This window comes from Amycolatopsis sp. NPDC049868 (assembly GCF_044461365.1).
Lineage (GTDB): Bacteria > Actinomycetota > Actinomycetes > Mycobacteriales > Pseudonocardiaceae > Amycolatopsis.
The window spans coordinates 220,208-233,960 of sequence record NZ_JBITKV010000013.1 but is presented as its reverse complement, the minus strand read 5'-3'; the positions used below and the strand labels follow the sequence as shown (position 1 = coordinate 233,960).

Genomic DNA, 13,753 nt, shown 5'->3' with positions numbered 1-13,753 from the left:
GCCCGGTCCCATTCCGAACCCGGAAGCTAAGCCTGACAGCGCCGATGGTACTGCAACCGAAGGGTTGTGGGAGAGTAGGACACCGCCGGACTAACATTGAAGAGAAGGGCTCGGGCCCCGGTCGAGAACCACGAGTTCTCCCGGGGCCCGAGCCCTTTTCTCATGCGCCGAAACCCGTCACACACGTGTCTGAAGCCGTGACACGCGTGATCAGAGACGGAACACGCGTGATTACACGCGTCGTCCGTCTGATCACGCGAGATCCGCCCCCAATCACGCGAGTTACGGCCTCGATCACGCGAGTGACGGGGCGGGGTCCGCGCATTGAGAGGACTAAACGCGGGACGGGGCGGGGCGGCGCAGGTGGTAGATGTCCATGATCCAGCCCTTCCGGGACCGGGCGGCGGCGCGGACGGAGCGGATCTCCTCGGCCAGGGCCGCGGTCAGCGGGCCGGAGAGCAGGAGCTCGTCGGGTGTCCCGAGGTACGCGCCCCAGTAGATCTCCAAGCCCGTGTCCGCGAATCGCGAGAACGTGCACCCCGCGTCCAGCATGACGAATACGTCGTCCACGTCCGCGGGCCAGCCGGCCTCGAGGCGACGGCCGGTGGTGACCAGCACTGGCCGGCCGATCTGGTTCATCGTGGTCCGGTGCCGTGACGTCAGCGCGGCCACGCTGCTGACACCGGGAATGACGTCGTACTCGAACTCGACGTTGCCCCGGTCGAGCACCGCGTCCAGCAGGGTGAGGGTCGAGTCGTAGAGTGCCGGATCGCCCCAGACGAGGAACGCGCCCCGCTCATCGGGACCCAGGGAAGCGATCATGCTTTCGTAGACGTCGGTGCGGAGCCGGTGCCAGTCGGCGACGGCCTTCCGGTAGTCATCAGGAGTACGGTCGCGTTCGGGGTCCGGTGCCCGTACGACGCGGTAGCCGGGTTGCTCGACGAAGCGGTCGAGGATCTCCTGGCGCAGAGCCACCAGGTCCTGCTTTTCCGAGCCCTTGTCGAGCACGAAGAACACATCGGTCTCGTTGAGCCGACGGATCGCCTGGACGGTCAGGTGGTCCGGGTCGCCGGCGCCGATGCCGATGGCGGAGATCTTCCTCATTTCCGCAGTCTCCCCGTACCCTCCGTGCACACCCCTACCCCCACGGGGTATAAAGGAAGTGATCGCTCCACCTGTCCTGTAGAGGAGTTCGTACCGATGGCCGAAACCACCTACACCGTCAAGGGCATGTCCTGCGGGCACTGCGCCTCCTCCGTCACCGAAGAGGTCAGCGGGATCGCGGGCGTCAGCGCCGTGAACGTGGACGTCGCCAGCGGCAAGGTCACCGTCACCAGCGAGGCGCCCCTGGACGTCCAAGCCGTCGACGCGGCCGTCACCGAGGCCGGTTACCAGCTCGTCTCGTGAGTACCGCCGTCAAGGTGTCGGCGTTCGCCGCGGCTCTGGTCGCGGTGTTCGCCGTCGCCTGGGCGATCGGCTCCGCCGTCGGGCCGCTGGACGAGACGCCGCCCTCGCCGGCGCCGACCAGCGTGCACGAAGGCCATCACGAGGGCCACCCGGGAGGTACGCCGTGACATCCCAGCGGGTCGAACTGGCCATCGGCGGGATGACCTGCGCGTCCTGCGCCGCGCGCGTCGAGCGCAAGCTGAACAAGGTCGACGGCGTCTCCGCCACGGTCAATTACGCCACCGAGAAGGCACAGGTCGACTTCCCCGCCGCGGTCTCGGTCGAAGATCTCGTCGGCGTCGTCGAGTCCGCCGGCTACACGGCCCAGCCACCCCGGCCCGACGAAGACGAAGACGAGACAGGCGAGCTTCGGACGCGTCTCGTGGCTTCCGCCGCGCTCGCGGTGCCGGTGATCGTGCTGGCGATGGTCCCGGCCTGGCAGTTCACTTATTGGCAGTGGGTCTCACTGGTCTTGGCGGCACCGGTCGTCACCTGGGGTGCGTGGCCGTTCCACCGCCCGGCCTGGACGAACCTCCGCCATGGCGCCGCCACCATGGACACCCTGATCTCGCTCGGCGTCACCGCCGCCACGCTCTGGTCGCTGTACGCGCTGCTGTTCGGCAGCGCCGGGACGCCCGGTATGCGGCACGGCTTCGAGCTGACCATGGAGCGCGGATCCGGCGCGGGCAACCTCTATCTCGAGGTCGCCGCCGGGGTGACCACGTTCCTCCTCGCGGGCCGCTATTTCGAGGCCCGGTCCAAGCGTCGCTCCGGCGCCGCGCTGCGAGCGCTGCTCGAACTCGGGGCGAAAGACGTCGCGGTCCTCAAGGAGGGCACTGAGAGCCGGGTCCCGATCGGCGAGTTGAAGACGGGCGACGAGTTCGTCGTGCGGCCGGGGGAGAAGATCGCCACCGACGGTGTGGTGACCCACGGCGGATCGGCCGTCGACCTGAGCATGCTGACGGGTGAAGCCGTCCCGGTAGAAGTGGTGGCCGGGGACGCCGTCGTCGGCGGGACGGTCAACGCGGGCGGGCGGCTCGTCGTCCGCGCCACCCGGATCGGCGCCGACACGCAGCTCGCGCAGATGGCGCGGCTGGTCGAGGACGCGCAGAACGGCAAGGCGCGGGTCCAGCGGCTCGCCGACCGGGTGTCGGCCGTGTTCGTCCCGGTGGTGATCGCCCTCGCGGTCGGCACGCTCGGCTTCTGGCTCGGCGCGGGCAGCGGGGCCGACGCCGCCTTCACCGCCGCCGTCGCGGTCCTGATCATCGCCTGCCCGTGCGCGCTCGGGCTGGCCACGCCGACGGCACTGCTGGTCGGCACCGGCCGCGGCGCGCAACTGGGCATCCTCATCAAGGGCCCTGAGGTACTGGAGTCCACTCGCGCCGTCGACACCGTCGTGCTGGACAAGACCGGCACGGTGACCGCGGGGAAGATGAGTCTCACGGACTTGTTCGGCGAGGACGAGACCGAGGTCCTGCGGCTGGCCGCGGCGGTCGAGCACGGTTCCGAGCATCCGATCGCCCGCGCGATCGTAGCGGCCGCCGAGGAGCGGCTGGGTGAACTGCCGCCGGTCGGTGGGTTCCGCAACGTCGAGGGTCTCGGCGTCGTCGGCGAGGTCGAAGGCAAGACCGTCCTGGCCGGGCGGCCGGCTCTCGCCGAGGAACACGGCATCGCCGTCGGAGACGAGTTCACCCAGGTCAAGAAGATCGCCGAGGAACGGGGCGCGACCGCGGCCGTCGTCGCCTGGGACGGCGAGGTACGGGGTGTGATCGTCGTCGCCGACACGGTCAAGCCGACTTCGGCCGAGGCCGTCGCCGGTTTGAAGGCGCTCGGGCTCCGGCCGGTCCTGCTGACCGGCGACAACGCCGGTTCCGCGAAGGCCGTCGCCGCCGAAGTGGGGATCGACGAGGTCGTCGCGGAGGTGCTGCCCGCCGGCAAGGTCGACGTCGTCAAACGGCTGCAGGCGCGAGGCCGCGTGGTCGCCATGGTCGGCGACGGCGTCAACGACGCGGCCGCGCTCGCGCAGGCCGACCTCGGTCTCTCGATGGGGACCGGGACGGACGCCGCGATCGAAGCGGGCGACCTCACCCTGGTACGCGGCGACCTGCGCGCGGCCGTGGACGCCATCCGGCTCGCCCGCCGCACGCTCGGCACGATCAAGGGCAACCTGTTCTGGGCGTTCGCCTACAACGTGGCCGCCCTGCCGCTGGCCGCGCTCGGCCTGCTCAACCCCATGATCGCCGGGGCCGCGATGGCGTTCTCCTCGGTTTTCGTCGTCACCAACAGCCTGCGGTTGCGACGGTTCCGCGGGAGCGCCTGATCAGGACCGGACCAGCCGGGCGATGGCGTCGGACGCTTCCCGGACCTTGAGGTCGGCCTCTTCACCGCCCGCGGCGGCGGCGTGGACCACGCAGGTGGCGAGATGCTCGTCCAGCAGTTCGAGGGAGAACGACTGCAGCGCCTTCGTGGCCGCGGACACCTGGGTCAGGATGTCGATGCAGTACTTGTCCTCTTCCACCATCCGCTGCAGGCCGCGGATCTGTCCTTCGATCCGGCGCAGGCGCTTGAGATAGGCCTCCCGCTCAGTGCCGTAGCCCGTCATTCCGCACCCGTTCTCTCGTCGTTGCCCGTCGTCGCCCCACTATACCCTCCCCACGTATGTGCCGGGCGGAGCCGGATTCGCGGGTGCCAGGATGTCGAGAACGATCCGGCGGCTCCGACTCCTGCGTGAGTGGCCGGGCACCGGCCGGACGACCAGGAGGAACACCGATGAAGTACATGATCATGATCACGATGAACCCCACCGCCTGGGACGCCCTCCCCGAGGAGGAGCGCAACGAGGTGGTCGCCCGCATCGACCCTTTCATGAAGAAGCTCACCGAGAGCGGCGAACTGCTCGGGACGCAGGCGCTGGGGGAGCCGAAGGAGAGCACGGTGGTCCGGGTGCGTGACGGCGTCCCGGTGGTCACCGACGGCCCGTTCGCCGAGTCGAAGGAGTACCTGGCCGGCTTCTACCTGGTCGAATGCGACAGCAAGGAGCGGGCGATCGAGATCGCGGGCCAGATCCCGGATGCGCATATCAACGCGATGGAGATCCGGCCGGTGGTCTTCTCGTCGGGCGACCCCGCCTAAGTCGTGGCCGCTTCGGTGCCGGTGCGGGCTTCGGGCCTGCTCCGGCGCTGAACAGGCACTTCCGGTTTCGGTGAGTCCGCCACGGCCAGCACCGTGCCGGCCTCGGTGAGCAGTTCGCGACAGCCGACCAGCTGTTTCAGCACGTCGTCGCGCAGGCGGAGGGCCACATCGGCCTTCTGCCGCGCTTCGGCGACCAGGCGCTCGCCCTCTGCGGCGGCGTCGTCGAGCAGTTTCCGCGCCTTCGCCTGCGCGGCTTCGTCCCGTGCGGCGAGCGCGCGCATCGCCTCCGCGCGGCGCAGCGTCATGGCGCGCTCGAAGTCCTCGGTGATCCGCTTCCGTTCCGCTTCGGCCTTGGCGGCTTCTTCGGCGGCTCGCGCGGTGATGTCGTCGGCTTCCTCGCGGGTGAGTTCGAGCATCCGGCGCGAGCGCTCCTGCAACGCGTCCGGCGCGATCGGCACGCGGCTGATCCGGTCGACGCTCGCCTTCAGTTCGCGATTTTCCTCTTGCGTGGCGGTGAGCTCGGCGGCGAGAGCTTGCCCACGGCGGATCGCTTCGTCGCGTTCGGCTTCCACTCGTCGAAGTTCGGCTTCCACCTCGCGGACGAATTCCCGGACCTGCGCGCGATTGAAACCACGCCACGCCAGATCGAAGCCGGGCATCTCCATTGGTCACCTCCACAGTGGTCGATGTGTCACCGTTGGGCGCTTTTCTTTGCCACACGGGGCTTTCACCGACCAGTGTGCCTGAAGCCGCGGCGACACGCGCCACGGGTGGGTGGTCTTTGCGGTGAACGGTCCGCCGCAAGCGGGAAGAAGGGTGAAGCTTCCCGGCGATGGGAGAATGGACGACCATCGCATCCCCCACTGGAGGTGACCGCGTGACGAGCAGCCGAATTCGGGTCCCTGGCTGGAATACGGCGACAGCGGCCGAAGGATATCGGCAGGTCAGGGAGAACATCGCGATCTTGCTCGCCGATCACGCGGGGGCGGGCGAGCAGCCCGTCCCGGCCTGTCCACAGTGGACCGTGCGGGAACTGATCGCGCATCTGACCGAGATCTGCGATCGGGTGATCACCCGGTTCGGTGGCGAGGCGTGCCCGATTCCGGAGTCCGCTTCGGCCGTCGAATTGCTGAAGCTCTGGATCGAACGCGGTCCCGAGGCTGACACCCTCCTCGCCGCCGACGGCGACGGGAAGAGCCGCGGCGACATCATGGTGATGGACGCCTTCACCCACGAACTCGACCTCCGGTACGCGCTCGGCGCTCCGCCGCCGGAAGCCCACGCGGCCTGGCTGCGAGGGTTCGAAGTGCTCGTCAGCGGGCTCGGCGCCTCGCTGGGCAGGCACGGACTGCCGGGGATGCGGATCGAGACCGAGGGCGCGACCTGGATCGCCGGCACCGAACCGGTCGCCGCGGTGCTCTCCGGCGCCCCCGTGGACCTGTACCGGACGCTCGCCGGGCGCCGGAGCCCGGCCCAGATCGCCGCCATGGACTGGCTGGGCGATCCCGGGCCGTGGCTCCGGGCCTTCACCTGGGGACCGTTCACTCCGCCGGAAGCGGAAATCGAGCGGTGATCAGCCGGTCGGGGACATCGAGGACAGCGCCGCGGCGAGTGCGAGCACCACGGCCACGATCAGCACCTCGACCCCGACGCTGACCCGCAGTTTCCGCAGGTCGGCGGTCACCACTCCGATGCCGCCCCGGCCGGAGATCCCGCGGCGCACCGCGGTGCGGCTCAGGTTCGCCACCAGCAGCAACGCGGCGAACCCGGTCAGCTTCAGCACGAAGACGATGCCGTAGGCCGACGTCCAGAGCGCCTCCACCGACGGGACGAGCCGGAAGCCCAGGTAGGCGCCGCTGACCACCATGAGCACGATCGACCGGGTGGCGATCGGATGGAACCGCGCCAGCGCGGGCTCGGCCTCCGACGCCGAGTACCTGCCGCGCAGGAGCACGGCCAGCTGGATCAGCCCGCCCACCCAGACGGCCATCGCGCCGAAATGCGCGAGGTCCGCGCCGACCGAGAGGAACATGATCTTGTCGGCCACCGCGTGCCCGGTCGCGGAGAAGCTCAGCATCACGATGAACCCGGCCGCGATGCCGAGGTTCTCGTAGCGCGGCCGCAGCCGGTCCGGCAGGTCGCCGGTCAGCAGCCGCCGCACGATCACGGCGAGCGCGACGATCGTGGCCAGGCGCAGGAGCAGGAGCTTCCCGTACGCCACCCGCAGGGTCGCCTCGATCAGTGCCGGGTCGAAGATCGCACCCACCCCGCGGCCGGCGACGTACGGACCTTGCAGCAGGAACCCGGCCACGGCCGTGATGCCCGAGAGCCACAGGCCCGCGGTGATCAGCTTCCGTGCCGCCGGGTCGGCCCGGCCGCCCGGACGGCAGACCAGCAGGAACACCAGCCCGCCGAGCAGCGCGACACCGCCGAAGGACCCCCAGCGGAAAGTGGTGAACAGCGCGTCGGTCACCGGGTCGGTCCCGGTCGAGGCGGACACCGCGCCCGCCGAGGTGATCAGGGGTCCGGTGCCGATCACGAAGGCGATCGTGCCGCGCACCGGATGCGAGTCGGTCGAGACGAAGGCGTACTCGACCAGATAGCTGCCGTCGGGGAGGTCGGGTTCGAGTGCGACGGCGACCTCTTCGGCGACCTCGCCGGGCTGGAACACCGGACCGGACACCACGTCGGTGCCCTGTTGGTCGACGACCTTGATCGAATTCGGCTGGATGCCGATGTTCTCCGACAGGGTGATCGAGACCCGCGACGGCGCCGAGGTGAGCCGGGCGCCGTCGGCGGGGTTCGAGGAGAGGAGTTCGACGTGGGCCGAGGCCGGGGCCGCGGTGAGCACCGAGACCCCGAACCACACCGCCACGAGGGCCAGGAGCGCGAAGAGTCTCCCGGTCACGATGCCGCGGTCGCCAGCTCACGCCGGCTGATGGGCGAGCACGTGCAGCCGGTCAGCTCACGCTCGGCGGCGGAGGCCTTCCGGTGCACGAGCATCGCGATGATCATCGGGATGGTGACGATCGTGTTGTAGAACAGGTGCAGTTCCACGCGCGGGATGAACAGCTGGATGATGCTGCTCGGCGCGGTGCCGCCGCCGAGGCGCCAGCCGGTCTGCGCCTGGATCAGCAGGAGCAGATGCTCGATGTGGTGCCAGAACTGCAGGCCGAGCGCCAGATTCCACCACTGCCGCGAACGGCCGGCGAAACCCTTGCGCAGGGCGAACAGGAAGATCAGCATGACGATGGCGTAGCCGTAGTGCAGCCATTCGGAGCTGATCAGTTTGGGAAAGGGGATGCCGAGCACGCCGCGGGCGTCCGGGGTCTTCCAGCCGAGGGCGTAGATCTGGAAGGCCTGCACGAGGTGTTCCGCCCAGTGGGCCACGACGACCACCGCGAAGGTGAGGAGCGCCGCGCGGTGGTATTTCCCGTTGAGCGAGGCGAGCAGACCCGGACGAGGCGAATCGAGTGCGGCCATGAAGGGCTCCTAGGGCGAAAGACCGACCGGTGACGGATGTCGACGATATCCCGCGTTCCGAGGGTTTTCGTTACTCCGGATTGCTGATCCGACCGGCGGTGTTACGCCGGATGGATCAACGGACGACGATTCCGTCGGACATTTTCGGAGCGGCGGGAATGTGGAACAATTCCGTGAACAGTTCCAGATATTCGAAGGCGCCCTCGATGCGGATCTTCCCGGTCCGCGTCGCGTCGGCGGCGGCGAGATCCCCGCTCAGCAGATCCTTGATGAACGGGCCCAGCGGTTCGATGACCGCGTCGGCGCCGGGGTGCGCGCCCTCCGCGACCTTGAGCGCGCCGTCCTCGACGATCGCGTGCAGGATCATCTCGCCCGGGTAGCGCAGCTCGTAGGTGACCTGGACGCCCTTGGCCTTTTCACTCCGGAAGGTCGTGTACAGCGACAAAATCGCCGAATCCAGGGTGAAGACGTCCTCGGCGGCCGGCTGCCCGAGCGATCGCGCGCCCCAAAGCCCGAGGTCCAGCACGATCTGGTCGAGTTCGCTGCCGTATTCGGTGAGCTCGTAGACCACCGCGGCGTCGAGCTGGGGGAGCAGGCGGCGGCGGAGCACGCCGGACTGTTCGAGTTCGTTGAGCCGCGCGGACAACGTGCTCGCCGGGATCTTGGGCAGGCCCGCCTGCAGTTCGGTGAACCGCTTCGGGCCGAGGACGAGGTCACGGACGATCAGCAGCGACCAGCGTTCGCCGATGATCTCCAGCGCGCGGGCGAGCCCGCAGAACTGTCCATAGGTACGACTGCTCATCCGTCGATCCTCACTTTCGTTTCCGTGGTGGGAGCGGGGTTCACGCGGGTTCGCCTTCGGAAAGCAGGTCGTGGTGCAGGACCTGCAGTTCGTCACAGGGTTCCACGCCCAGTTCGTTGTTGAGTCTCGTTCGCACCTGACGGTACGTGGCGAGCGCGTCGGAGCGCCGCCCGCTGCGGCCGAGCACGCGGATCAGCTGCCCGTGCAGTGCCTCGTCGAGCGGATTCGCGGTGACCAGGGAACGCAGTTCGCCGATCAGCTCGTGCCGCATCCCGGCCGCGATATCCGCCTCGATCCGCAGGTGGAGGGTGCTGCGCCGCTGCTCGACGAGATCGACCGCGTACGCCGACAGCACCGGTCCACAGTGGACGTTCGCGAGCGGCGGCCCAGACCACAGGTCGAGCGCGGACCGGAAGGCCTTCGCCGCGTCGGCGTGCTCACCGCGCAGGTGCAGCTCGCGGCCCTTGTGCTGCAGCTCCTGGAACTCGAAGACGTCCACCTGCTCCGGGGCGATCCGGAACACGTACCCTGGCGGTTTCGTCGCCAGCATGGTCTCGCCGTACGGAGCCAGCTCGTTCTCGTCGATGCACTTGCGCAGCTGGTAGACGTAGGTGTGCATGGTGGTGCGGACGCTGCGCGGCGGGTCGTTGGCCCACAGCTCCTGCACGATCGTGTCGATGTGCACGATCTTCCCCGGGCTCATGACCAGCATGGCGAGCACCTGCAACAGCTTCGGCGTCGTCGGCGCGTAATCGATCCCGTCCCGCACGAGTTCGAGCGGGCCGAGAAGGCTGAAACGGACGGGGCTTGCGGACGAGGCCGGAATCGGGTTGGGTGCCGAGCCGTGGTGCTTGTCCGCTACTCGTGATCCGGTGTACATCGCAAGCGCCCTCCAGCTCGATACGCGTCGTGACCTGATTCCCAGTACTTCGACAGTGACAGAGCGGCCGGTCGCCGGGCCAGTGAGCCGTCCACCAGGGCCCGCATGCGTGTCTCCCGGAAGAACATGGGTTTTTCACGTCCGACGCGTGAATCGCACACTGGCCGCCACCAGGCCCCGCGCAGCAGGATTCGAGAATCGAACCGACCTACTGGGGGTCATCATGCGCGAGGCATCGTCCACGCCCACCTCGATCGGCGGACTGGGATTCAAACGGCATCTGCGTGCGGAGATCAGCGAGGGCAACGGTGCCTACCTGTTCTCCGAACAGGGGGTCATCGCCATCCGCGGGGCGCAGGTCGCGTCGGTGGCGGCCCTGCTCGACGGCACCCGTGACCTCGACGGGCTCCTGTCCGCCTGCCCGGAGGGGATGAACGCCGAGCAGGTCACCGGGGTGGTGGCCCGGCTGGTCGAGGCCGGTCTGGTCACCGTCCGCGTCCCGGACGAGTTCAGCGGGGACGAGCGCGCACTCGCGTACTGGGATGCGTGCGGGCTCGACGCGTCCGCGGTGGCCTGCCGTCAGAAACCGGCGACGGCGAGCCTGACCGCGATCGGCCGCGGCGTCGACACCTCGCAGGTGGCGAGCGCGCTGGCCGCGAGCGGTATCGAAGTGGTCGAGACGGCGTCCGAGCTGGCCATCGTGCTGTGCGACGACTACCTCGACCCGAGGCTGGCCGAGATCGACGCCGCGCACCGGCGCACCGGGCGGCCCTGGCTGCTGGCCCGGCCGTCGGGTTCGCAGGTGTGGATCGGCCCGATTATGCAGCCCGGCCGGTCCGGCTGCTGGCACTGCCTGACGAACCGGTTGTGGGGGCACCGGCACGCCGAGGCCTGTGTGCAGGAGGTACTGGGGCACGACGGTCCCGCGTCGTTCCCGATGCCCGCCGTGCCGCCGCTGACCGCGGCCGCGTCGCACCTGATCTCCCTCGAAGCGTCCAAATGGCTGGCGGGGCACCGCTATCCAGGGCAGCAGGCCGTGTGGATCCTCGACACCCTCGACCTCCAGGGGCGGCTGCACGAACTGCGGCGCCGCCCGCAGTGCCCCGAATGCGGTGACGAAGGCATCGTCGCCGCGCGGACGGCCGAGCCGGTCGTCCTGCGGGAGGCCAAGAAGGCGACGTCGGGCGGTGGCGGGCACCGGACGCTCACCCCGGTCGAGGTGCTCGACCGCTACGGCCACCTGGTCAGCCCGGTCACCGGCATCGTCAAGGAGATCGCCCGCGACCCGAGAGCGCCGGCGTTCGTGAACGCGTACCGCTCCGGGCTGAACGTCGCGCGCCGCGTGCGCGGTGAGGCGGGGTTGCAGGCCGGGCTGCGCGGGGACAACGGCGGCAAGGGCGCGAGCCCGATCGACGCCGAGGTCGGCGCCCTGTGCGAGGCGATCGAACGGTTCTCGGCCAACTACCAGGGCGACGAACTGCGGATCCGCGACACCTTCCGCGCGCTCGGCGACGACGCCGTCCACCCGAACTCGTGCATGCTTTTCGATGAGCGCCAGTACGAAACGCGCGTCGAGTGGAACGCCAAGCACGCGAACTTCCAGCACGTCCCCGACCGGTTCGACACCGAGGCCGCTGTCGACTGGACGCCGTTGTGGTCACTCTCGCAGCAGCGGCGGAAGCTGATGCCGACGGCGTACCTCTACTACGGGGTGCCGCCGGAGTGCGGGCTCACCGGGATGCGCGCGGACTCCAACGGCTGCGCGGCCGGAAGCAGTATCGAGGACGCGATCCTGCAGGGCCTGCTCGAACTCGTCGAACGCGACGCCGTCGCGATGTGGTGGTACAACCGGCTTCCCGTGCCCGGCGTCGACATCGCGTCGTTCGACGACCCGTGGGCCGAGGAGATGGTCGGCCAGTACGCGCGGGCGGGCCGGGAGCTGTGGGTGCTCGACCTGACCGCGGATCTCGGCGTGCCGGTGATGGTCGCGCTGTCCAGGAGTATCGCCGGACCGCGCGAGAACGTCATGATGGGCTTCGGCGCTCACCTGGACCCCAGGACGGCGTTGCGGCGGGCGGTCAGCGAGCTCAACCAGATGATCCCGGCGGTGCTCGCGAACGACGTCGAACTCGACGATCCCGACGCGTCGGCGTGGCTGAAGTACGCGACCGTCGGGAACCAGCCGTATCTGCTGCCGGCACCGGGGCGGTCGGCGAAACGCGCCGCCGACTTCAAGTTCGTCCGGCGGCCGGATGTCCGCGACGACGTGGAGTGCTTGGTACGCAAGCTTTCCGCATTGGGAATGGAGACGCTCGTGCTGGACCAGACCAGACCGGACATCGACCTCCCGGTGGTGCGGGTGGTCGTTCCGGGGCTGCGCCCGTTCTGGAGCCGCTTCGCCCCCGGGCGCCTTTTCGACGTGCCGGTGCGGCTGGGCAGGCTCGCCGAGCCGACCCCCTACGACCGGCTGAACCCTTTCCCCATGTTCTTGTAGATCAAGCTGGAGCAACCGTTGACGACAGATCCCCCCGGCGGAGTGGCCGAAACGATCCCCTTGTGGTCGCTCACCGACGACAGCCTTGTCGAGATCGGTGAGGACGGCTCGCTGGTGGTCGTCACCCGCTGGGGCGAGTTCGAATTCGACCGCGCGGAACCGCTGGTGCTGGAATCGTTGCGGCGGATGGCCTTGGGGCCGGTCTCGCTGGCGAACGTGACGTCTTCGTGGGAGCCCGTCGAGCGGGAGCCCGATCTCGAAGGCGAGCTGAGCTGGACGGCCGAAGGCGCCGACGCGCTGCGGCAGGCACTCAAGGAACTCGGCGGTTCCGTGGTGCGCTCGCTCGGTCTCGCCGACGGCAGGGGACCGCTGCTGTCGGTGATCCCGGTCGTGCTCGCACCGGTGTTCGCGCCGGTGGAGATCCCGGCGACGCGCCCGATCCGGTTGTCCCGCTTCAGTTCCCTGCGTTCCGACGCCGACGGGATGGGACTGGAGTCGCCGTCCGCGCGGTATCGCGTCGTGCTGTCCCAACCGTGGGCGGTGCATGTCGCGGCGACACTGGCGACGGCGAAATCGGTCGGGGACATCGTGTCCACGACCGGTATCGACGCCGCGGTGGTCGGCGCGATCGTGTCCTATCTGGTCGCCGCGGGCGTCGTCCAGGTCGCCGGGGAACACGGCCGGTTCGCCGAGGACGACGATCCCGAACTGGGCTTGTGGTCTCCGGACGAGCTCTCGTTCCACACCACCAGCCGCACCTGGCGGCCCGGTGGCCCGGCGGACCTGCCCGGCCTCGGGAAACCACCGGTGGTCAAGGCCGCCACCGGCGAAGGGCCGGTCCACCCGCTGTATCGGCCGGATCTGGCCGAGCGCGCGGAGACCGATCCGACGCTGACGGCGTTGCTGGAGAACGATCACACCTGCCCCGAATTCACCGAGGGCGTGCTGACCGCCGAGCAGATCGGCGAGTTCCTGTTCCGCGGCGCGCGGATCCGGTCGATCGGGCCCGCGCATCTGCCGAACGGGCCTGCCCACAGTGCCTCGCAGCGGCCGTATTTCAGCGTCGCCTGCCTGTACGAGCTCGAGTTGTACGTCTCGGTCAACCGCTGCTCGGGACTGGATCGCGGGATCTACCACTACGACCCGCTGGGGCATCGGCTCGGCCTCGTCAACGCCGACGAGGCCGACCTCGACGCGATGCTCGACATGGCGATGATCGGCGGCGGCAACCATCGACGGCCCTCGGCGCTGATCACCGTGACCGCGCGGATGCCGCGGATGGCGTCCGTCCTCGGTGGCGGCGCGTATGCCACCACCCTCGCGCACGTCGGTGCGCTGCAACAGACGCTGTACCTCGTCGCCCGCGCCATGGGGCTGGCCGCGCACGCCGTCCCGGTGGACGCCGGTGACCGCGTCGATCGCGCGCTCAAGCTGGACTGGCCCGCCGAGGTCAGCGTCGGCGAGTGCGTGCTCGACCTCCCCGTCTGAGTGGCCTGGGTCTCGATCGCTCATCGAG

The 13,753-nt window shown here is 69.4% G+C and carries 14 protein-coding genes and 1 rRNA gene; 8 read left to right on the top strand and 7 right to left on the bottom strand.

Going from position 1 to position 13,753, the window contains the following annotated elements:
- Window positions 1-91: ribosomal RNA gene (gene rrf / locus ACIBTM_RS38085) — 5S ribosomal RNA — on the top strand; the annotation flags it as partial.
- 242 nt (window positions 92-333) lie between these two features.
- Here rrf and cobF read toward each other — a convergent pair.
- Complete coding sequence (cobF, locus tag ACIBTM_RS38080) at window positions 334-1,104, bottom strand: precorrin-6A synthase (deacetylating) (protein WP_395881996.1); 771 nt, start codon at window positions 1,102-1,104, stop codon at window positions 334-336.
- A gap of 96 nt (window positions 1,105-1,200) precedes the next feature.
- Between cobF and ACIBTM_RS38075 the strand changes: the two genes are divergently transcribed.
- The 3 genes from ACIBTM_RS38075 to ACIBTM_RS38065 are packed head-to-tail and all read left to right on the top strand — an operon-like array spanning window position 1,201 to window position 3,766.
- Complete coding sequence (locus ACIBTM_RS38075) at window positions 1,201-1,407, top strand: heavy-metal-associated domain-containing protein (protein WP_016332212.1); 207 nt, start codon at window positions 1,201-1,203, stop codon at window positions 1,405-1,407.
- Window positions 1,404-1,574, top strand: a complete 171-nt coding sequence (locus ACIBTM_RS38070; RefSeq protein ID WP_395881995.1) for a hypothetical protein — start codon at window positions 1,404-1,406, stop codon at window positions 1,572-1,574. The genes ACIBTM_RS38075 and ACIBTM_RS38070 overlap by 4 nt, the downstream gene beginning before the upstream one ends.
- Window positions 1,571-3,766 carry a heavy metal translocating P-type ATPase gene (locus ACIBTM_RS38065; RefSeq protein WP_395881994.1) on the top strand — a complete coding sequence of 732 codons (2,196 nt, stop codon included), beginning with the start codon at window positions 1,571-1,573 and terminating at the stop codon, window positions 3,764-3,766. Before ACIBTM_RS38070 ends, ACIBTM_RS38065 begins: the two co-directional genes overlap by 4 nt.
- Here ACIBTM_RS38065 and ACIBTM_RS38060 read toward each other — a convergent pair whose 3' ends face one another.
- Window positions 3,767-4,048 carry a metal-sensitive transcriptional regulator gene (locus ACIBTM_RS38060; RefSeq protein WP_007034631.1) on the bottom strand — a complete coding sequence of 94 codons (282 nt, stop codon included), beginning with the start codon at window positions 4,046-4,048 and terminating at the stop codon, window positions 3,767-3,769.
- Window positions 4,049-4,215: 167 nt separating this feature from the next.
- On the opposite strand from ACIBTM_RS38060, the gene ACIBTM_RS38055 reads away from it, so the two are divergent.
- A complete protein-coding gene (locus tag ACIBTM_RS38055) occupies window positions 4,216-4,578 on the top strand; it encodes a YciI family protein (protein ID WP_125676559.1) in 363 nt (120 codons plus the stop codon).
- Here ACIBTM_RS38055 and ACIBTM_RS38050 read toward each other — a convergent pair.
- Entirely contained in the window at window positions 4,575-5,243 is a 669-nt protein-coding gene (locus ACIBTM_RS38050; RefSeq protein ID WP_395881993.1) for a M protein, read from the bottom strand. The genes ACIBTM_RS38055 and ACIBTM_RS38050 overlap by 4 nt on opposite strands.
- 212 nt (window positions 5,244-5,455) lie before the next feature.
- Here ACIBTM_RS38050 and ACIBTM_RS38045 point away from each other — a divergent pair, with 212 nt between their 5' ends.
- Window positions 5,456-6,151, top strand: coding sequence for a maleylpyruvate isomerase family mycothiol-dependent enzyme (locus ACIBTM_RS38045; RefSeq protein WP_395881992.1), 696 nt, complete (start codon window positions 5,456-5,458; stop codon window positions 6,149-6,151).
- Here the strand turns inward: ACIBTM_RS38045 and ACIBTM_RS38040 are convergent, their stop codons facing one another.
- The 4 genes from ACIBTM_RS38040 to ACIBTM_RS38025 all read right to left on the bottom strand — a co-directional run bounded on the left by ACIBTM_RS38040 (window position 6,152) and on the right by ACIBTM_RS38025 (window position 9,743).
- A complete protein-coding gene (locus tag ACIBTM_RS38040; RefSeq protein ID WP_395881991.1) occupies window positions 6,152-7,486 on the bottom strand; it encodes a copper resistance CopC/CopD family protein in 1,335 nt (444 codons plus the stop codon).
- Window positions 7,483-8,061, bottom strand: coding sequence for a hypothetical protein (locus ACIBTM_RS38035; RefSeq protein WP_395881990.1), 579 nt, complete (start codon window positions 8,059-8,061; stop codon window positions 7,483-7,485). Before ACIBTM_RS38035 ends, ACIBTM_RS38040 begins: the two co-directional genes overlap by 4 nt.
- A 115-nt stretch (window positions 8,062-8,176) precedes the next feature.
- Window positions 8,177-8,863, bottom strand: a complete 687-nt coding sequence (locus ACIBTM_RS38030) for a winged helix-turn-helix transcriptional regulator (protein WP_395881989.1) — start codon at window positions 8,861-8,863, stop codon at window positions 8,177-8,179.
- Between the two features lie 40 nt (window positions 8,864-8,903).
- Window positions 8,904-9,743 carry a BTAD domain-containing putative transcriptional regulator gene (locus ACIBTM_RS38025; RefSeq protein WP_395881988.1) on the bottom strand — a complete coding sequence of 280 codons (840 nt, stop codon included), beginning with the start codon at window positions 9,741-9,743 and terminating at the stop codon, window positions 8,904-8,906.
- A 223-nt stretch (window positions 9,744-9,966) separates the two neighbouring features.
- Between ACIBTM_RS38025 and ACIBTM_RS38020 the strand changes: the two genes are divergently transcribed.
- Both ACIBTM_RS38020 and ACIBTM_RS38015 read left to right on the top strand, forming a co-directional pair.
- Window positions 9,967-12,237, top strand: coding sequence for a TOMM precursor leader peptide-binding protein (locus ACIBTM_RS38020; RefSeq protein ID WP_395881987.1), 2,271 nt, complete (start codon window positions 9,967-9,969; stop codon window positions 12,235-12,237).
- Window positions 12,238-12,279: 42 nt separating this feature from the next.
- On the top strand, window positions 12,280-13,725 hold the full coding sequence (locus ACIBTM_RS38015; RefSeq protein ID WP_395882009.1) for a SagB family peptide dehydrogenase: 1,446 nt from the start codon (window positions 12,280-12,282) through the stop codon (window positions 13,723-13,725).
- Window positions 13,726-13,753 lie beyond the last annotated feature (28 nt).